At 38.4% G+C, this 19,831-nt stretch carries 21 protein-coding genes; 7 read left to right on the forward strand and 14 right to left on the reverse strand.

All coding sequences use genetic code 11. From position 1 onward, the window contains the following. Positions 1-19: 19 nt before the first annotated feature. Positions 20-493: a hypothetical protein gene (locus AC6QZF_RS02890; RefSeq protein WP_499798375.1), complete on the forward strand. Its 474-nt coding sequence runs from the start codon at positions 20-22 to the stop codon at positions 491-493. On the opposite strand, the gene AC6QZF_RS02895 is transcribed toward AC6QZF_RS02890, so the two are convergent. Both AC6QZF_RS02895 and panD read right to left on the reverse strand, forming a co-directional pair. Further along, complete coding sequence (locus AC6QZF_RS02895) at positions 490-1,242, reverse strand: sugar phosphate nucleotidyltransferase (RefSeq protein ID WP_499798376.1); 753 nt, start codon at positions 1,240-1,242, stop codon at positions 490-492. The two genes, AC6QZF_RS02890 and AC6QZF_RS02895, sit on opposite strands and share 4 nt — an antisense overlap. Further along, positions 1,243-1,614, reverse strand: coding sequence for an aspartate 1-decarboxylase (gene panD / locus AC6QZF_RS02900; RefSeq protein WP_499798377.1), 372 nt, complete (start codon positions 1,612-1,614; stop codon positions 1,243-1,245). 223 nt (positions 1,615-1,837) lie between these two features. Between panD and AC6QZF_RS02905 the strand changes: the two genes are divergently transcribed. The 3 genes from AC6QZF_RS02905 to lat all read left to right on the forward strand — a co-directional run bounded on the left by AC6QZF_RS02905 (position 1,838) and on the right by lat (position 5,287). Further along, positions 1,838-3,592, forward strand: a complete 1,755-nt coding sequence (locus tag AC6QZF_RS02905) for a C10 family peptidase (RefSeq protein ID WP_499798378.1) — start codon at positions 1,838-1,840, stop codon at positions 3,590-3,592. Between the two features lie 142 nt (positions 3,593-3,734). Then, a complete protein-coding gene (locus AC6QZF_RS02910; RefSeq protein WP_491814911.1) occupies positions 3,735-3,872 on the forward strand; it encodes a hypothetical protein in 138 nt (45 codons plus the stop codon). Positions 3,873-3,952: 80 nt separating this feature from the next. After that, the gene (lat, locus tag AC6QZF_RS02915; protein WP_499798379.1) at positions 3,953-5,287 is read left to right on the forward strand and encodes an L-lysine 6-transaminase; all 1,335 of its coding nucleotides are present in this window, start codon (positions 3,953-3,955) and stop codon (positions 5,285-5,287) included. A gap of 105 nt (positions 5,288-5,392) precedes the next feature. Here lat and AC6QZF_RS02920 read toward each other — a convergent pair whose 3' ends face one another. Genes AC6QZF_RS02920 through wbaP form a run of 3 tightly spaced genes read right to left on the reverse strand, consistent with a single transcriptional unit; the run spans position 5,393 to position 7,931 of the window. Further along, the gene (locus AC6QZF_RS02920; protein ID WP_499798380.1) at positions 5,393-5,863 is read right to left on the reverse strand and encodes a MauE/DoxX family redox-associated membrane protein; all 471 of its coding nucleotides are present in this window, start codon (positions 5,861-5,863) and stop codon (positions 5,393-5,395) included. A 44-nt stretch (positions 5,864-5,907) separates the two neighbouring features. Next, positions 5,908-6,453 carry an LOG family protein gene (locus tag AC6QZF_RS02925; RefSeq protein WP_499798381.1) on the reverse strand — a complete coding sequence of 182 codons (546 nt, stop codon included), beginning with the start codon at positions 6,451-6,453 and terminating at the stop codon, positions 5,908-5,910. Beyond that, positions 6,453-7,931, reverse strand: a complete 1,479-nt coding sequence (gene wbaP / locus AC6QZF_RS02930; protein ID WP_499798382.1) for an undecaprenyl-phosphate galactose phosphotransferase WbaP — start codon at positions 7,929-7,931, stop codon at positions 6,453-6,455. Before wbaP ends, AC6QZF_RS02925 begins: the two co-directional genes overlap by 1 nt. Positions 7,932-8,150: 219 nt before the next feature. Between wbaP and AC6QZF_RS02935 the strand changes: the two genes are divergently transcribed. The 3 genes from AC6QZF_RS02935 (at position 8,151) to AC6QZF_RS02945 (ending at position 12,125) form a co-directional block, all read left to right on the forward strand. Next, positions 8,151-10,211 (forward strand): ATP-binding protein, encoded by a 2,061-nt coding sequence (locus AC6QZF_RS02935; RefSeq protein WP_499798383.1) that lies wholly within the window; start codon positions 8,151-8,153, stop codon positions 10,209-10,211. Between the two features lie 193 nt (positions 10,212-10,404). Further along, on the forward strand, positions 10,405-11,151 hold the full coding sequence (locus AC6QZF_RS02940) for an electron transfer flavoprotein subunit beta/FixA family protein (RefSeq protein ID WP_499798384.1): 747 nt from the start codon (positions 10,405-10,407) through the stop codon (positions 11,149-11,151). 11 nt (positions 11,152-11,162) lie between these two features. Beyond that, positions 11,163-12,125 (forward strand): electron transfer flavoprotein subunit alpha/FixB family protein, encoded by a 963-nt coding sequence (locus tag AC6QZF_RS02945; protein WP_499798385.1) that lies wholly within the window; start codon positions 11,163-11,165, stop codon positions 12,123-12,125. A gap of 135 nt (positions 12,126-12,260) precedes the next feature. On the opposite strand, the gene AC6QZF_RS02950 is transcribed toward AC6QZF_RS02945, so the two are convergent. The 9 genes from AC6QZF_RS02950 to pruA all read right to left on the reverse strand — a co-directional run bounded on the left by AC6QZF_RS02950 (position 12,261) and on the right by pruA (position 19,642). Beyond that, positions 12,261-13,064 (reverse strand): energy transducer TonB, encoded by an 804-nt coding sequence (locus AC6QZF_RS02950; protein WP_499798386.1) that lies wholly within the window; start codon positions 13,062-13,064, stop codon positions 12,261-12,263. Between the two features lie 2 nt (positions 13,065-13,066). Continuing rightward, a complete protein-coding gene (locus AC6QZF_RS02955) occupies positions 13,067-13,636 on the reverse strand; it encodes an ExbD/TolR family protein (protein ID WP_499798387.1) in 570 nt (189 codons plus the stop codon). A gap of 52 nt (positions 13,637-13,688) precedes the next feature. Continuing rightward, entirely contained in the window at positions 13,689-14,201 is a 513-nt protein-coding gene (locus AC6QZF_RS02960) for an ExbD/TolR family protein (protein ID WP_499798388.1), read from the reverse strand. 31 nt (positions 14,202-14,232) lie between these two features. Further along, positions 14,233-15,006, reverse strand: coding sequence for a MotA/TolQ/ExbB proton channel family protein (locus AC6QZF_RS02965; RefSeq protein ID WP_499798389.1), 774 nt, complete (start codon positions 15,004-15,006; stop codon positions 14,233-14,235). A 39-nt stretch (positions 15,007-15,045) separates the two neighbouring features. Further along, a complete protein-coding gene (locus tag AC6QZF_RS02970; RefSeq protein WP_499798390.1) occupies positions 15,046-15,384 on the reverse strand; it encodes an STAS domain-containing protein in 339 nt (112 codons plus the stop codon). Between the two features lie 185 nt (positions 15,385-15,569). Continuing rightward, a complete protein-coding gene (prmC, locus tag AC6QZF_RS02975) occupies positions 15,570-16,406 on the reverse strand; it encodes a peptide chain release factor N(5)-glutamine methyltransferase (RefSeq protein WP_499798391.1) in 837 nt (278 codons plus the stop codon). A 57-nt stretch (positions 16,407-16,463) separates the two neighbouring features. Further along, positions 16,464-17,396: an aspartate carbamoyltransferase catalytic subunit gene (locus tag AC6QZF_RS02980; RefSeq protein WP_499798392.1), complete on the reverse strand. Its 933-nt coding sequence runs from the start codon at positions 17,394-17,396 to the stop codon at positions 16,464-16,466. An 87-nt stretch (positions 17,397-17,483) separates the two neighbouring features. Then, a complete protein-coding gene (locus AC6QZF_RS02985; protein WP_499798393.1) occupies positions 17,484-17,783 on the reverse strand; it encodes an HU family DNA-binding protein in 300 nt (99 codons plus the stop codon). 311 nt (positions 17,784-18,094) lie between these two features. Beyond that, a complete protein-coding gene (gene pruA / locus AC6QZF_RS02990; protein WP_499798394.1) occupies positions 18,095-19,642 on the reverse strand; it encodes an L-glutamate gamma-semialdehyde dehydrogenase in 1,548 nt (515 codons plus the stop codon). Positions 19,643-19,831: the final 189 nt, after the last annotated feature.

Raw genomic sequence — 19,831 nt, forward strand, 5'->3', positions numbered from 1 at the left:
AATTATTTCGGTGCGAATTATGAAATATGTAATTTTTACCATATTATTGATTTCTTTTGTTTGCATTAGTGCATACTCACAGGACGAAAGCCTGCCTAAATCATCAACAACAGTTAAATACTACGAACCGAACGTCCCCAAAGAGCTTCATACAAGAATATCTGATTTTTTCAAGCTGATAATTCAGGCTCGCTACGAAGAGGCTTATCGTCAATTGCTGCAAGGCAGCCCCCTTATGCGAAAAGAAAAAGAGATAAACAGATTAATTGAGCAAACTGAAAAAGCAACACAAATTTATGGCGCTATGCGCGGTTTCGAAGCTGTCGATAGCGAAGTTGCATCAAACTCAATGATAAAATGCCGCTATTTAGGCTTGCATACACTTTATCCAATGCGATGGATTTTCACTTACTACAATTCGCCTGAAAACGGCTGGGTTATCATCAACATAAAATTCGACGACCAGAGCGATTTCTATTTCAGAAAAGATTAATCGCATGATAGTATTTTCTCTACTTCTCGAAGTTGCTCGTAGGTGTTGACCCCTTGAATTTCCTCGAACGAAGCACAATTGATTGCTACGACTTTTTTGCCTTGCTGCTTAATTATTTCAATTATATCGGTAAGATAATATTCTTTTTGTGCATTGTTTTGCTTGACTTTGTCGAGAGCCGGGAAAAGCAAGCCTGTATTTAGAAAATAAATACCACTATTGATTTCATTTATTGCTTTTTCCTGCAGAGAAGCGTCTTTTTCTTCTCGAATGCGTATAAATTCACCATCGACGGCACGGACAATTCTCCCATAGCCTGCTGGATCGGAAACAGTTGCAGAAAGCACAGATAAATCAGCACCCGCTGCCGTGTGTTCTGAGATAAACTTTTGCAATGTTTCGGGCTTAATTACAGGTGCATCACCGGCAAGTATAACAACATCGGTTTGCTGCTCGACAAATGGCTCAACTTGCTTTGCAGCGTGTCCAGTGCCTAATTGCTCTTGTTGATGAACAAACTTAATCTTGTCAAGGCATTTTCGATATTTTTCAGTAACGCAATCTATAACAAGTTCTTTTTTGTAGCCAACGATTAAATAAATGTGCGTCGGTTCAAGTTGCAAAGCAGTATCTAAAACATAAGCAATAAGTGGTTTTCCGTTTGCTTGTGCTAAAACTTTTGGTGTTTCGGGATTATTCATTCGGGTGCCTTTTCCGGCAGCAAGGATAATAATCGAAAATTGCGTCATCTACATAATTTCCGGGTTTGTAATACTTTTTATCTTATTATCTTCGTCGACAAGCACAACAGTTGGTTTGTGGCTTGCAATTTCATCATTTTTCAGATGGCAGTAACTAATTATAATAACCAGGTCGCCGACCTGACCTTTGCGTGCAGCTGCACCGTTCAAGCAAATTGTGCCGCTGCCCGGTTCGCCCGGTATTACATATGTTTCGAAGCGTTCGCCGTTGTTGATATTGACAACGGAAACTTTTTCGAATAAAGCAATATCAGCTGCCTTCAATAGTTCGGTATCCACTGTAAGACTACCTTCGTAATGAAGTTCAGCCTGTGTGATTTTTGCTCTGTGTATCTTTGATTTTAAGAAAATTCTTTCCATTTTTCAACCAAATCAAAATTTAGAATACAAAATTAAAAAAATTTTCGTTAATTTAATAACTTGTATTATTTATTATTAACTATTTACATTGATTTTTATTTTAATTCGAGAAATACTGATTTATATATATATTTATTTATCTTATAATAAAAAATGTAACTATTGTTTTAATCAATGTGTATTTATATTGAATTTAATGTATAATTATTGTAGTCTTAATATTATGAAACAATTTTTTGTTAAATTATCGCTAATTGTAACGCTTTTTGCTTCTCAGCTACAAGCAAAACCAATAAACATCAGCACTGCAAATCAAGTAGCAGAAAACTTTTTCCTTCGTAGCGAGCTCGCCATCCAATCTGCTAACCAAATTCAATTAGTTTATGTAGCCAAAGATGATGCCCCAGCAACAAAAGATGCTACACAAGAACCATATTATTACGTATACTCATCAAACAATAATTCATTTTTAATCGTCTCGGGCGACGACGCAACTCGTCCGGTTCTGGGCTTTTCGTTCAATTCTGAGTTCGACCCCAATTTTATTCCGCCTAATGTGGAATACTGGCTAAATTATTATAAGGAACAAATTCGATACGTCCGCGAAAATAATATACAAACGACAGCAACAACTGCAAAAGAATGGGCAAAGGTGCTCTCTGGTGGCTACGATTTCGTTACAAGCACGCCTGAGGCAGTTTCTCCACTAACTAAAACCAAGTGGAACCAAGCACCACTTTATAACGATTTTTGTCCATATGACGACAGCCGCCAAGCTCGTACTGTGGCTGGATGCGTTGCAATTGCTATGGCACAAGTAATGAGATATTGGGCATATCCTACATTGGGCAGAAGCTCTCATTCATACAACCACTATAAGTTAGGAACAATTTCAGCAAGTTTTGATGAAATGGAAATAAACTGGAAATTATTCCCAAATCAAGCATATACAAAAAACGAAGAATTAGCGTACACAATATTTTTGATTGGGGTTAGTGTGGAAATGCGTTATGGAGTGGACGCAAGCGGTGCTTTCGTTATCTCTAAATCTTCACCAAAAACGCACTGTTCCGAGTATGCTATGAAAACATACTGGAAATACGACCCAAATCTTATAGTAGGAATTCGTAAAAGCGATACAACCGATGCAGAATGGACAAACATTATAAAAAGAGAACTCATTTTAGGAAGACCTCTGATTTATACAGGTTCTGGTGAGGAAGGTGGACACGCCTGGGTGTGCGACGGTTTCCGCGAAGATAATTATTTCTCGATGAACTGGGGCTGGGGCGGTGCCTACAATGGATATTATTCGCTTTCGGCTCTAAATCCGGGGACAGGCGGCATTGGCAGTGGTTCTGGCACTTTCAACGAAAATCAGGAACTTCTCTACGGCATGCAGCCAATCAAGGAAAATAATTCCATTATCACAATTTCGGGGAATGCTTATTTCGACCAATCGCCAGTTGGAATAAAAGTTCAGAGGACTTTTTACGTAAATAATTTGGGGAGCAAGCCGTTGACAATCACTTCGGCAGACGTACCTCAAGCATTCGAGCTTGCAACACAACTCCCTATCACTGTTGATGCCGGCAAATCAGCAGAGATAATAATTAATTTCACACCCAAATATGCTACAAGTTATTCTGGCAACCTAGTTTTAAATTCAAATGCTGACTTTGGCAACAATATAGTAAATTTACGTGGAATGGGAGTTGCAAATACTTCTGTTGCAGGCGAAAATATTCATTTTGATGTATATCCAAATCCTGCAAACAATTATATAAATATCAATTCCGATGGAAGCATATCAAGCTTAGAACTGGTTGACTTACTTGGCAATAAAATTATTGCTCTCGATGCACCTACATTAAATCAAGCAATCGATGTGTCGAATTTACCGGCCGGAGCTTACACGCTTAGAATCACAACAAATAAAGGTAACATAAAAAACAAACAGATTTTAATCCACAGATAGCGGACAAAGATAGGACGACTTTTTCGGAAAGGCTGTACGCCGCAGGTATTAATTATACTTGCGGCTTTTCTTTTTACAATCCAATAAAAAACACAAAAAAAAAACTTTGATATTATTACATATAAATATTATATTAGCGCTTATGAGAGCGACAACATTAATAGCAAACGCAAACATCACCTGCCGTGGCACAATTCGTGGCGGCTCGTTCCTTTCTCTTTGTCGCTTCAAAAGAGACTTAATGCTCACCATAAAACTTTCCGCAGGAATACCCTTATAATAAAGAACTACTCAAAATTAAGATTTTTTCTTAACTTTACTTATTATTACTTGTTCTTTATTAATTAGGAGTATTTTTATATGGGGTATTTTCCACAAATTTATGTTGAACCAACAAAGGCATTAGAAGAATTAAGAAACTATATTTTAGCGGATGGTTTCGATTTTATTCTCGATTTGGAAAAGAGCCGCGGAACATTACTACTCGAAGCCCGCACCGGCAAACCATTTATTGACTTTTTCACCTGCTTTGCGTCTATGCCAATTGGTATGAACCACCCAAAAATGATGGACGAAGCTTTTATCAATTATATCGGCAGAATTGCTGTAAATAAAATTGCAAATTCGGATATTTACACGGACGCAATGGCAACATTTGTCAAAACTTTCTTTGAATATGCCGTCCCAGATTATTTTAAATATTCGTTTTTCATCGAAGGCGGTGCCCTCGCCGTTACTAATGCCCTAAAAGTTGCATTCGACTGGAAAGTGCAGAAAAATTTCCGTAAAGGCTATCAACGAGAAGTTGGATCAAAAGTAATTCACTTCAAGGAAGCATTCCACGGACGCGATGGGTACACTATGTCGCTAACGAACACTGATCCCGTTAAAATCAAGTATTTCCCTAAATTCAATTGGCCAAGAATTACAAACCCGAAAATTACTTTTCCTCTCAGTGATGAAAATTTAGAAAAAGTAATTGCCTTGGAACGCAAGTCAATTGACGAAATAAAAAAAGCATTCAAAGATAATCCAGACGATATCGCGGCTATCATAATTGAACCAATTCAAGGCGAAGGTGGAGACAACCACTTCCGTCCCGAATTTTTGCAACAATTGCGCGTACTCGCCGACGAAAACGAAGCTATGCTTATTTTCGACGAAGTGCAAACCGGTGTCGGGCTTACCGGCACTATGTGGGCTCACGAACAGCTGGGCGTCAAACCCGACATTATGGCTTTCGGAAAGAAAATGCAAGTGTGCGGTATTGTCGTTACCGATAGAGTTGACGAAATTGAAACGAACGTCTTTAAAGTGTCGAGCAGAATTAATTCTACCTGGGGCGGCAATCTCGTGGATATGGTTCGCGCAACACGCTACCTTGAAATTATTCACGACGAAAAATTAGTTGGAAATGCCGCAGAACGAGGAAAAGAACTTTTCGCAAAACTACACAATCTGAAAAATGAGTTCCCTGAATATATATCAAATGTTCGTCATCGTGGGTTGTTCGCTGCCTTTGACTTCGATAACCCAGAAAATAGAACCCGATTTACTCGCAAATGTTTCGATGAAGGATTGATTATTCTGCCTTGCGGCGAAAAATCTGTTCGGTTCAGACCGCCGCTTAATATTACAAGCGAACAAATAGACGAAGGATTTGAAATTATTCGTAAAGTAATTCAAGAATTATAGATCTTTTTATATTACGACGAACGGTATAATGGCAAACTTAACCATTGTCGTAAGATGCTTGAATTAGCATCCTCATCCCCAAGCATTATACCGTTCGTCTTTATTTTATTCAGTAGAATTTGCTTCTTGCAAAACTAAACTTTCCAAAGATAAATTATTTTTCGGGAATAAATAAATTAAAAACGTAAGCAACATAAGCCCTGTATTTTCAAGAAGTTTTGGCAGACCAACTGTTTGCCTGGCAATATGAGAATAACATCCACAATCAATATTAAGCCCCCTTGCCCAGGCTGTGGCAACCATTATGTTGAAAAGCAGAAGCAAAACAAATATCACTGCAGCACTTGCGCGCAAACGCACTCCCAGAATAAGCAAAACCCCACAAATTAGTTCAATCCACGGAAGCACTATCGCTACAGAATTTATTAATATCTCTGGCAACATACGATAATTTGCAATTTCCTTCGCAAATAAATTTGGGTCGGCGATTTTACTAACTCCAACAACAATAAATACTGCTCCGACAATCAATCGAGCAATAAAAATTAAATATTCATTCCCAAAAATAGATTTCATATTTCTTATCTATTGTTCTACATACGAAATAAACAAAAGAATGTTCAACAAATTCTTTCGCTTAGGAAATTAATTATTTCATCGGAATTATCAGAGAAAAATAAACTACGGTAAGTGTTCTCCCAAAGAAAACCCTCATCGAAAGTGTGACGAAGAAACTCGATTAATTTGTTGTAGAAATTATTAATATTGTAGAAAGCAAGCGGCTTATCAATAAAATTCAATTGATTTAGCACTATAATTTCGAAAAATTCTTCCATCGTCCCGACAGCTCCGGGCAATGCTACAAAACCCGAAGCATATTCGCTCATTAGTGCTTTGCGTTGGTGCATTGTCTCGACAACGTGAAGTTTTGTCAATTTGCTGTGTCCGACTTCCATTTCAAGCAATTTATGCGGAATAACGCCAATGACTTCCGCCCCACAGTCCAGCATTTCGTCTGCAATCGCACCCATAATACCAACTGCACCGCCGCCATAAACTAATCCAAAGCCTGATTGTGCTAATTTTCGGGCAAAACCTCGAGCTTCTATTTCATAAATTGGATTATTCCCTTTCGACGAGCCACAATAGACAGCAATATAATGCATCAGCAACCGCTCCTGCCAGTTAACACCACAGCAATAGTTCTTGCAACAATATATATATCCAAAAACATAGACCAGTTGCGAATATAATAGACGTCCATCTGATTGCGTTCCTCGAAGCTGGAATTATTACGGTCGGTTACCTGCCAAAGCCCCGAAATACCAGGCTTCACCTTCAAAATCATTTCATCGTGCCCGTTCATTTTGATTTTTTCCCAAGGAATATAGGCTCGCGGTCCGATTAAACTCATATCGCCTTTGATAACATTCCAGAATTGAGGAAGCTCGTCGAGTGAATATTTACGCAGGAATTTTCCGACACGAGTAAGCCGCGGATCATCTTTTAGTTTGTGATAGATTTCATATTCTTTTTGAAGTTCGGGATTGGAGCTCAAAATTGTCGAAAGACGCTCTTCTGCATCGTTGTGCATAGTGCGAAATTTAATAATATTAAAACGAGTGTCGTTTATGCCCATCCTTTCTTGTTTGAAAAGCACCTTACCACGAGAATCAATTTTAACAAGCAGAGCAATAATTAGCATAAGCGGAGCCGATAGCACAAGCAAAATCGTTCCCAGCACTATATCAAAGAGGCGTTTCATAAACCGAGCAGACGAAGAAAGCAGTTTTTGCTGCAATTCAAGCCCGAGAAAGCCACCGAAATCACGCACGGAAACCCACAAGCTCGACAGCCCGAACAAGTCAGGAATAATAGTTGTATGAGCAAAAAATTTGGAATACTTATTAATGATTTCCTTCTGGCGTTCAATATTAACGCGCGGCATTGCGATAATTGCGTGTTCGTTGCAAAGGCGTTGGGATAGGTCGGGAATAATATCCAGCCCACCGATGACAGGCACGCCGTGAATATACCCCCAACGGTCAACATCATCATCGACAGCAACAATGGGACGCAAACCGAGCTGTTTCTGCTTGCTAAGCGAACCGATTACGCGTTCGCCAGCGCGCCCAGCACCAATCACTACAACAGGTATGCCCCACCAGGAGCGTTTCGACACTAATTTTCTAACTATCGAGCGACCAACGGGGACCATCGCCAACGCTATAAAAAACGACCCAAATACAGAAATCCTGAATTGGCTCTCTATCCCTTCGGCAAGATAGCTTAATAGAGAAAAAATTATGAAGGCTATGGTTGTGCTGTATGTAATTGAGCGAAGCTCTTCAATAATATCTATCCCAAACCCGGGATAAAGTCCCCGCAAAGCATAAGCGATCGGGAAAAACGGCAACGAAAGACACAATAAATAAATATGATTCCAAGAAATTGTGAATGCTTGCAAAGCAAAATTCGACACAGCAAATGAAACAAGAATTGAAAACGTTAGCATAGAAATATCAGACAGCAGAAATAATAAAGTTGCAAGAATTTTACGTAATACAGTATTTTTCCCAAACGAGTAGCTAATTGCTTCATTCTTTAATAATTTCGTCAGATCTATGAGTGTCAGTGTTTCCATCCAACCCAGAAACTTATTTTAATTTATACTTTACAAGTATTTAACAATTTATAAATTACTATTATTTTACTAATTCAGCAAATAAAATTGAATTCTCTCTTGAATAGATAAACAAGTAAAGCAATTAGAAATTACGTTACTTAACAAAAATTAATTTTATTTTTTCACTAATAATATTTATAATACGTCAAGTTTATTGGACAATCTCAAAGAATATATATGAACCCAGTACGATTTATTTTATTTGCTAGCGTATTTTTAATTGCGATTTCCTGTTGCATTTTGTGCAATGAGAACCTGGAAGTTTTGCATTCACAAATCCAGAAAGAAAAAAATCCGAAAACACGACTAGAAAAGTATTTAGAATTACTTGATAAACAAATAGATTTAGGCGAACCAGAAATATTGTTGAATACTGAAATTGCATATAAACTGGCAGATTCTTTAAAAATTCTACCCCTATTAGCAAAAACACTATATTATAGAGGTGTAGTCTGGCGAATTTGGAGCGATGCGAATAAATCCTTAGAATTTTCTTACGCTGCTCTGAAAATTTACGAAGAACTCAACGATAAGCGTAATTACGCCGAGACTATGCGAACTATTGCCGAAACTTATCGCTCTTTAAACTTTCTTGATTTGGCAGTGCAAAGTGCGACCAAAGCCGAAAATATTTTTTTGAAGCTCAACGATACCACTGGTCTGGCTCAAACTTACAACAGGTTGGCAGCAATAATGTTCGAAAAATTTCATTTTGTCTATGAAAACACTGCTCTTAAATTCCACGTTTTCAGAACAGACGACCCAACGCAAAGAACACCTGATAAATTCTTTAATACTATTTCCAAAGACAAACTATTGAAGATGACTTATGATTCTTTGGCTAAGTATATCGATCTGGCATATCATTATGCGAAATTCCCCGCTTCACCCGCATTATTTGTGAATACATCTCAAATAGAAAGTGCTCTGCTTATTAGCATTGGCAATCGAAAACAAGCGATTGAATTATTGAATAAAGCTCTCGATGTGGCAAAAAAGGAAGATTTCAAAATGTATTTGCCTTTGCTTTACACCTCGCTTGCAGCTGCTTACGCCGACGACAAAGATTTCCCCAAAGCCCTCGAATATTCTAAAATGGCAACAGAAATTAGCGAAAAAGCAAATATCCTCATTTTTAAGGCTATGTCCGCACTCTCTTATTACAAAATTTATTCTTTGTTGGGTGACTATAAGACTGCAAATGAATATTTAAACAAATATCAGGATTATAGAATTAAGCATACGAGCAATCAATTAGATGCACGTATTCAAGTTGTCGAATATCAAAATAATTTAGCAAGAAAAGAACACCAATTACAAAGCAGCAAAAAAATTACAATTGTAATCGTTGTGTCATTTATTTTGATACTCTCTATTATTGTTATTTCCTTAATTGCATTGGCACGAAGAAATAAAGAGATTTTAAAGCTCAATAATATTTTAATTGAAAACAACATTATTGTGAAAAAACAAAATGAAGAATTGTCTATTCAGAAAAGCAAGCTTGAATCAGCAAACATAGAAAAGGACAAATTCTTCTCGATAGTTGCTCACGATTTGAAAAATCCTGTCGGAAGTTTTCGAATGACTACCAGTATGTTGAGCGAATCCTATGATGAGTTCTCCAAGAAAGAAGCAAAAGAAATTATAGATATGCTTAAAGAGTCTTCTGATAGTTTATTTTCTTTGCTCGAAAATTTACTCGAATGGTCGCGTTCGCAGCGTGGTAAAATCAATTTTATCCCCGTCGTAACCAACATTAAACAACTTGTTGATATGACCTGTTTTGTGCTAAAGAACCAAGCAATAATAAAAAACATTTCCTTAAATTGCAAAATTCCTGAAAACTATAGTTTGGTGGTAGACCCAAATCTTATTACGACAGTTATTCGAAATTTAATGTCCAATGCTATAAAATTCACTCCCAATGAAGGCACAGTTACAGTTGGCATAAAAGAGGAAACAGATGAATATGCTACATTATTCGTTTCGGATACCGGAGTTGGAATTCCGCAGGAAAATATTGAGAATCTTTTTCATATAGATACGCAGGTTGTAACTCTTGGCACAAACCAAGAGAAAGGCACCGGACTCGGGCTCATTCTATGTAAGGAATTCATCAATTTCCACAATGGCGACATCTGGGTAGAAAGCCAACTCGGCAAAGGCACCACATTTTATATAAAAATTCCTAAGGACATCACCCCAACAGTTACAAACGAAGAGATAATTGTGTGAAAGTAGATTATACAAAACAAAATTACATCGCATAGAGATCTACTCCGTTCGTCTCTATACTCTATATATTTGTAATGTATATAGTAGCTAAAACCAAATCATTTTCTGCCATCAATAAAAATCTTTTCTAAAAAAGCAAAAAATCAATTATATTTGTAAGATATGTTGTTTTCAACAAATTAAAGGAGAGAGAATGAATATTCTGGTATGTGTCTCACGTGTTCCAGATACAGCCACAAGGATAATTGTCGGCAGCGACGGCAAATCCATAGACAAAAACGGAGTTAAGTATATAGTTAATCCCTACGACGAATTCGCTCTGGAAGAAGGTTTGCGCTTGCGTGAAAAAAATGGCGGCTCTGTTACAGCAATTACAGTAGGAACAGATGCTGCTACAGACGTTCTTCGCACCGCATTAGCAATGGGCGTTGACAAAGCTATTCTTGTCAAAGGCGATGAACCAACCGACTCCTACTATGTTGCCTATAATATTGCAAAAATAGCCAAGGAAATTAATCCTGATTTAATCATATTAGGTCGTCAAAGCATAGATTTCGACTCTTTCCAATTGCCTTCTATGCTTGCTGAAATGCTCGGAATGCCATCTGTTTCGGTAGTATCCGCTCTCAAAATCGAAAACGGTCAAGTTTCAGCCGAACGCGACGTTGAAGGCGGTAAAGAAACTGTTGCTTGCTCGCTACCCTGCATTATTTCCGCACAAAAAGGATTAAATGAACCTCGATATCCCAAACTTCCCGACATTATGAAAGCAAAATCGAAGCCAATAGACACTCGCGAAGCCGAAAAAACTGAACCGAAGACATCTATCATCGGTATGGAAATCCCCTCCAAGGCACGTGCTGGCAAAGTGCTCGAAGCATCTGACGCAAACATTGACGAAATAGTTCGCCTTTTGAAAGAAGAAGCTAAAGTTATTTAAGGAGGATGAAAATGAAAAATATATTAGTATATCTTGAATCTACAAATAATAATCTAAAACGCGTTTCGACAGAAATAGCCACCGCCGCTTGTAAAATCGCTAATGGAGCAAAAGTAACTGGAATTTTGATTAACTCAAATTCTGATATAGCCCACCAAGCATCAAAATTCGGTGTCTCAGAAGTAATCCTTGCTGCTGCACCCAAAATTGAACTCCATTCTTCTACTGCTGTGGCCCAAATAATTGCCGATACAGCAAAAGAAATAGCCGCCGATTGCATTATTTTCCCCGCTAATTCTATCGGTCTCGAAGTTGCTCCACGCATTGCAATAAAACTCGACGCAGGCTATATAGCCGACTGCATCGAACTTGCCGCCGATGGCAACAACCTGATTGCAAAAAAACCTGTTTACGCAGGAAAAGCAGTCGTTAAAATCAAATGCGAAACTCCTGTTAAAGTGCTCTCCCTTCGTCCAAATGTATTTGTTGCCGCAGAAAACCCAACTAATGTTGAAATAAAAGATAAGTCCTTCGATTTGAGCGATAGCGATTTATCCGCAAAAGTTACAAATATTGCTAAAAACGAAGGGAAGTTGGACGTTTTAGAAGCTGATATAGTTGTCTCGGGCGGACGTGGCATCAAAGGTCCAGAAAACTATCACTTGATTGAAAATTTAGCGAAAACACTCGGCGGAGCAGTTGGTGCTTCCCGCGCTGTGGTTGATGCCGGTTGGCGCCCACATAGCGAACAAGTAGGACAAACTGGTAAAACTGTATCGCCCGCTTTATACGTTGCCTGTGGTATTTCCGGCGCAATTCAACACCTTGCCGGTATGAATGCTTCCAAATACATTTTAGCTATCAACAAAGACAAGGACGCCCCAATATTCAAAAATTGCGACTACGGTCTGGTAGGCGATTTGTTCGATATTTTGCCAAAATTAACCGAGAAAATTCAAAAAGCCAAAATGTAGCCAGCAGTTAGTTTGTTCTTTTCTGAATAATAAATAATTAAGGGATGCTATTTTTTAGCATCCCTTTTTTACCAATAATAAAAAAGGTTGCCTGGGAAATTCAGACAACCTTTTTTGAATGTATTTCGTAAGAAACTATCTCAATTTGAACCTAATTGGAATAGAGACCCAGCAAGCAATTGGCTGACCGTTCTGAATAGCAGGGGTGAAGCGTCCGTATTTGCGAATAGCATCTTCGGCAGCTTGATCAAGAAGTTTATTGTCCGAATATTCAATAAGCATACGAGAAACACTCCCGTCCTTCGATACCAGCACGCGCACAATAACAGTTCCTTCGACACCTGCACGGCGTGCAAGTTCTGGATAAGTAACAAGCGATTGAAGTTTTGCTAAATCCACACCGGGTTCTTTTTCGACAGCGATAAATTCGTCCGGTTCAGGTTCTTTTTCTTTAATATCGACTTTTACGGTAGTTTTTGAAGCGTCGAAATCAATATTAGCAGCAAAACCACCCATATCAACACCATCGCCACCAGCAGCAGAAGCACGAGCAATATCTTTGACTGTTGCAAAATCTTTCAAATCAGGAGAGATTTGTGCATCAGGAACTGGCACAGGAGTCCCCGCGCGAGCAGCCGGACCAGTATTCAACATAGTTTGAGTTGGAGGAGGAGGAGCATCCATAGAAGTTTCGTCCGACGGAGGTGGCAAGTTCTCCAGGTTAAGCCTAACCATCGGCGCCAACTTCGGAGCTTTGCTTCTTTGCTCTTCGATTTTCTGGAAAATATAAAAAATAATTAGAAATATAGCAAGCAGAGCTATAGATACCAAAAGCCCGCGAATAGTATAGCGGCGGATAAATGCTTTTAGTTCCGCAGCGCCATACGGACACGGCAGTGGTATTTCATCGATAGGAACATTTCCAACTTTTGCTTCCATAACTACAACTCCGCTAATTTTTTAATGTCTTCTTCAAGCATTGGAGCAATAGTAAATCTACGCTCACGTTTTTTAGGCTGCCCGTTTTCATCAAGTTCTTTTGCAATTTCTTCGGTAATTTTTACCTCTGCAAGATTTAATTCATCAAGAACTTTGATAACCATATCATAAGTAGCATCATCGGAGATTTTCAATGAAGTAATAAGACGATTGCGAACATTTGGCATAAGATTTTCGCGTTCGGCTAAGGCACGAATTTCCTTGAGCTCAATCGGTTGTGGGTCGTCGTTGCCTTTTGCATAGAACAATTTATTGTCGTCGCGAATGAAAATTTGCAAAAGTTCCGATTCTCGCACTTCTACTTGCTTAACAATCTCCGGTGGGATAGACATCTCCATTACTTGTGGAGCAGCCAAAGTGGTTGCAAACATAAAGAACGTCAAAAGCAGGAAGGTAATATCTACCAGAGGCGTCATATCGATATGGAAGCCGATACGCTTCATCTTCTTTCTTTTAGACGCCTTTCCTCTTTTGGCACGTTCTACTTTTAATTGACCACCACCACCAGCCATTTATTTTCTCCTTAGTATTCTAATAAATATAACAATTTGTTAGTTAAATTAGTTACTGTTTTTTATCAGTAACGTAATTGAACATAGTAGCACGGTTGCGACGAAGAATATCCATCGCATCGGCTATCCATTTAAACTTTAGTTTCTTATCAGCATCGATAGCAAACTTTGTCGCAGGACGAACCACACGAGTTGCAAGCACCAATTCGTTAAGCAAATCTTTATCTACGGGCAATTGGTGCTTCGAGAGCAATTCAGGTGTGAAGTTTGGGATCTTCTGCCAAACAGCCTGACGGTCTGCCTCGTTTAGCACTTCGTAATAATACATTGTGTCGTTTGTTGCGCTATCGATAGCAACTTTTATTATCGCTAAATCTTTGTCGGGCATTGTTGCTGTATCGACAGGAGTCGAAGCTGGTCTTTTGATTACAAATTTCTGCTCGCTTTCCGCTTGTGTCTTGAACTTTGCAGTAAACATAAAGAAAGTTAGCAGAAGGAATGTAATGTCGACCAGTGGGGTCATGTCTATTACAAAACCTATCCTTTTCTTTTTAACTTTAGCCACTTGCAGACTCCTTTTCTGCTAATTAGAAAAATTATTTTTTAGTTTTTATAGTGAAAATCTGAGTAATGTTCAAAATTGCTTCGTCTATCATATAAACGAAATTGTCTACTTTTGTAGTGAAGAAATTATAAGCAACGATAGAAATAATTGCTGCAGCAAGCCCGCCAGCTGTATTATACAATGCTTCCGAGATACCGATAGAAAGCTGGATTGCCGAAACAGTTCCGCTTTGTGCAAGTGCTGCGAATGCACGAATCATACCGATTGTTGTTCCTAAAAGACCAACCATTGTTGCGATAGATGCAACTGTGGAGAGAATTACAAGGTTCTTTTCAAGTAGTGGAGTTTCGAGGTTCATTGCTTCGTCGATTGAGCGTTGAACTTCGGCGATTTTCTTTTCTGGGCCGTAGTTATCGTCTTCTTTTACTTCTTTGAAGCGAGAAATTGCAGCACGAAGAACGTTTGCAATAGAGCCACGTTGTTTATCGCATTCAGCCAATGCAGAGTCTAAATTGTCGCTTTCAAGATGTTTGATTACTGTGCGAATAAAAGCAACCGGATTGCCTTTTCCTTTTGCTTTGTTGATTGATAAGAAACGCTCTACTGTAAAAGTGATAGCCATAATTATGAACGAAATAAGTAATGCTACAAGTGGACCACCTGTGTAAATCATACCGAGTACGTTTATCGGTTCGTGTTTTGCAGCGTCCGCAAAGTTTGATGGATTTCCCATTACAACAAAATAAAATGCAAACGCAATTGCAATTGCTATCGAAATGGCAATTACATTAAACAGATTTTTCATACAAAAACTCCATAATTTGTTAAAAGTAAATAAATATTATTACAACATTTTTATTGCTGATTGCAAATCATCCGCAACATTAAATACAGTTATCAATTTTGTTATGATAAATATATTTTCGAGTGATTTATCTAAATTGCATAAAATTATTTCTCCGCCACGCTTTACAAAATTCGAATGTGCTGCAATGAGCACACCCAAAGCAGTTGAATTCAGGTAAGTTGCTTTCTCAAAATCAATTATCAACTTGTTTTTCTTTTCTTCGGCATACTTTTTCAATACATCGCGAAGTACATCGGTTTCCTCGCCACCGATGAATTGCCCACGCAGATGGACTATCACTCCGCCTATCTGTTCTTCTACTTTTACTTGCGACATCTATTAACTCCTTTTATTATGCGTAATTTCAAAAATAATAAAAAAAACATACTTATAATAATAATTTGTTTATCCCAGTCAATATTAAATAAAAATTAATAGTTTATTATCAAATTTGTTTATTCTTAATATTTTCTTAATAATAAACATAAGTTTGTCATAAGACAAACTTATGTTTAATTTAGTTACTTTACTCCGAATAAAATTCTTGCAAATCCGTTAAAATCACTGATGAATTCTATCCTGAACCGACTGAAAATCGCCTTCAATTCCGCTTCTTTGTTTGCCGGAAGTTCGAGCAAGAATGCTCCATTGCTACTTAGCGACGAAGGGAAAATTTCGGCAAATCTGCGGTAAAAAGTAAGCCCGTCCGCTTCGTCTGTTAGTGCTTCTTTCGGTTCGTGGTAGAGTTCGCGTTCGAGTTGGTTGTAGTCGTCGAGTGAAACGTACGGCGGATTTGAAACAATAAGGTCGTATTTCTGTTTTGGTGCAACCCTCAGAATATCCGACTGAAAAAATGTAATATTTGCTACTTTGTTCAGCTCAGCATTTTGCTTTGCAGTATAGAGCGCTTGCTGGTTAATGTCGATAGCGACAATTTCGGCATTGGGAAAGCACTTTGCAAGATAGACAGCAATGCACCCCGAGCCAGTGCCAATATCCAGTATCTTTTTGTATGAACGCTGTTGGATTAATTCTTCGGCTTTTTTCGCAAGAAGTTCAGTTTCGGGACGCGGAATAAGCACAGAATTATTAAGCACAACTTCAATATTGATAAATTGTTCTTTGTTTAGCAGGTATTGCAGTGGTTTGCCCAAGGCACGTTTTCGAAGCAATCGACGCATCTGATAGAGTTCGCGTTCTTCGAGTGGCATATCGTGTTTTAGGTACAGCTGCAACCTTTGCAAATTCAGCGTTTTCGAAAGCAAGAGTTCTACATTTAATCTTGGATTTTCTACGTTATGTCGTTTCAGATATTCCGAGCCACTATTAATTATATCCAATATAGTTGTTTTCTTCATATTAGTTTGGACAATGAAAAGCGAGAAAAATAGAGTATAGACAGGTGGAAAACCTGCCTATACTGCAACAAATTTGGAAAGAAGAGATAGCAAAGCCATACGAATAAAAACGCCGTGTGTTACTTGCGTTTGTATGAGGCAATTGGGGAACGAACTAACTCTATAATCAAGTTCAATTCCGTAATTGACGGGACCTGGATGCATAAGCACAAGGTCGGGTTTGCGTGAGAACTGTTCCAAGGAAACACCATAGAATTTAGAGAACTCACGAATAGAAGGGAGGATACCGCTTTCCATCCTTTCTCTTTGCAAACGAAGCATAAGCAGCACATCAGCCCATTCAATAGCGTCGTCGATGCTTTCGATTAATTTCACATTCCAGGGATTAAGGTATCTTGGCAGCAATGTCCCCGGCGAGCAAAGAGCAACTTCCGCACCAAGTGTTTTCAGCACGTTGATGTTCGAGCGTGCCACACGGCTGTGCAAAATATCGCCGGCAATACATACTTTGAGCCCTTCCACACGCCCGAAATGACGCCAAAGAGTGAAGCTATCAAGCAATGCCTGAGTGGGGTGCTCGTGCTTGCCATCGCCTGCATTTAGAATTACACCGCGAGTGTTCTCCTGCAAAAATTTTGGCACTCCGCTATTTGCATGGCGAACAACATACATCTGAACATCCATTGCTTCGATTGTGCGTAGCGTATCTATGAGAGATTCGCCTTTTGTCAGGCTCGATGATGATGACGCAAACGATATTGTATCGGCTGAGAGCCGTTTTGCAGCCAATTCAAACGAAAGCTTTGTTCGTGTGGACGGCTCGAAAAAAGCAAGTGCCACTGTTATCCCTTTCAAATCTGTAAATTTTCTCTGTTTCGGATAATCTTCCAAAAAATATCGAGCTTTTTCGAAAATTGCTGCAATATCTTCTGATGTTAAATCTTCAGAGTTGATTAGGTATGGCTTGCTAAGTAAATAGTCATTATTCATAATTTTTTAAAAATTGAATAAAACAAATTAGGCAAAAATATAAAAAAAGCCGTTCATAATGAACGGCAATTTTTACAATCTTATAAATTATTTCTTCTTCTTATTTTTTGCTGTTGCAGCAACTTCTTCTTTTAAATTTTTGCCTGGCTTGAATCTTGCAACTTTTGTAGCAGGAATTTTAATAGTATCGCCAGTACGTGGGTTTTTGCCAGTACGAGCTTTGCGTTCAGCAACTTCGAATGTGCCAAAGCCAACCAAGGTGAGTTTCTCGCCTTTTACGAGAATACCTTTGATTGAATCAAAAGTTGCACTAATAGCTTTTTCAGCATCAACCTTTGTCATACCAGCGGTTTCTGCTACTGCTTTGATTAAGTCTGTTTTGTTCATAAAACACCTTTAATTAATGAAAAAAAAAAGAGAGAACTAATAGAAATTAGTTAAAAAAACATCACTTTTCTCTATAACGTTATTTTTCAAGGATTTCACTACATTTTGCAAAAATCACGTTGTAAATATATAAAGTTTTTCAACAACTTACAACATTTTTTTTCTAAACAAGTTTTTTTTTAATTTTTTTTTATTTCTTTTGTAGTAGCGCAATGGAATTCGCCTTTACAAATAACTTATATCAACCAAATTCGTAAAAACAAAAAAGGCGGGAAACTGCCTCTCCCGCCCAATTTCCAAGCATCACAGATTTATATTTTTTCAGCAACTGATTTACCTTGCAAAAACAAAGCTAAATAGTCGCGGCTGCCAGCTTTGGAGTCAGTTCCGCTCATATTAAATCCGCCGAATGGATGAACATCGACAATTGCGCCGGTGCATTTGCGGTTCAGATAGAGATTGCCGACGTGGAATTCGCGTATAGCGCGGTTGAGTTTTTCGCGGTTCATTGAATAAACGGCACCAGTTAGCCCATAAATTGTATTGTTAGCTATTTCGAGAGCGTTATCGAAATCGCGAGCTTTAATCACTGCAAGCACAGGACCAAAAATTTCTTCTTGCGAGATGCGAGCCATCGGGTCCACATCGATAATAATTGTGGGCTCAATGAAGAAGCCCGGTCTGTCTAATTTGTTGCCGCCATAAAGCAATTTACCTTCTTTTTTGCCAATTTCAATATAATTGAGAATTGATTTTTCGGCGCTCGCACTGATGACCGGACCCATCTGGTAATTTTCTTCGGGCAGTCCTTGCTTGATTTTCTCGACACCTGCTTTGAGTTTTTGGACAAATTCATCATAAACTTTTTCATCAACTACTGCACGCGAGCAAGCAGAACATTTTTGACCCTGGAAACCGAAAGCAGAAGTAAGCACACCGGCAACTGCATCATCAACGTTTGCTTCGCTATCGACAACGATAGTATCCTTGCCGCCCATTTCTGCAACAACGCGTTTAATCCAGATTTGACCAGGATTAGTCTTTGCAGCACGTTCAATGATACGCAAACCTACTTCCATCGACCCTGTAAAAGAAATAAAGCGTGTTTTTGGATGATCAACAAGATAGTCCCCAGCTTCGGCACCAGAAGCAACAAAATAGTTAAGCACGCCAGCAGGCAAGCCAACTTTATGCATAATATCCTGGAACAACCACGCCATCATTGGTGTTTCGCTCGATGGCTTTAAAATAACCGTATTTCCAGTAACAATAGCTGCCGAAGTTATACCCACCATTATAGCAAATGGGAAGTTCCACGGTGGAATACAAATACCTACTCCGAGCGGAATGTAGAAATACTTGTTCATTTCGCCTGGATAAGGCGTAAGCGGTTGGTCCTGACCATAGCGGAGAGCTTCGCGGCCATAAAGTTCGAGAAAATCGATTGCTTCACAGGTATCCGCATCAGCTTCGGTATAGTTTTTACCTGCTTCCAATATCATCCACGCATTGATTTCAAAACGACGCTGGCGAATAATTTCGGCAGTTTTGAATAAATATGCGGCACGTTCTTCTGGTGAAGTATATTTCCAAGTTTCGAACGCTTTTAAAGCTGCTTGCATAGCATCTTCGGCTTCTTTTTGCCCGGCTTTCTGGAATGTCCCAATTAATTCCTCGTGGTTGGCAGGATTAATTGATTTTGTTTTGCGTTCGGTGAAAACTTCTTTTCCACCAACAATATTTGGATATTCTTTGCCTAATTGTTTACGAGCATATTCAATTGCTTCTTTTTGCTTGCGAATGTTTTCTTCCAGAGTAAAATCAAATGGAACTTGATTTGCAAAAGGCTTGATTACCATAGAAACTCCATAAATATTCATAAAAAAAAGAAATTACAAAGTTAATCTACAAATATACAAAGTAATAAATTTATTAACAAGCACAATCAAAAGTATAATCCAAAATCTATTATAAAATATACAAATTTGACATATAAGGAATATTTTCAGATACGCAAAACATCTGCAATATTATAACATCATAAAAAA

Source organism: Eximiradius sp. (assembly GCA_937127445.1).
Taxonomy (GTDB): Bacteria; Bacteroidota; Ignavibacteria; order Kapaibacteriales; family UBA2268; genus JAKIZO01.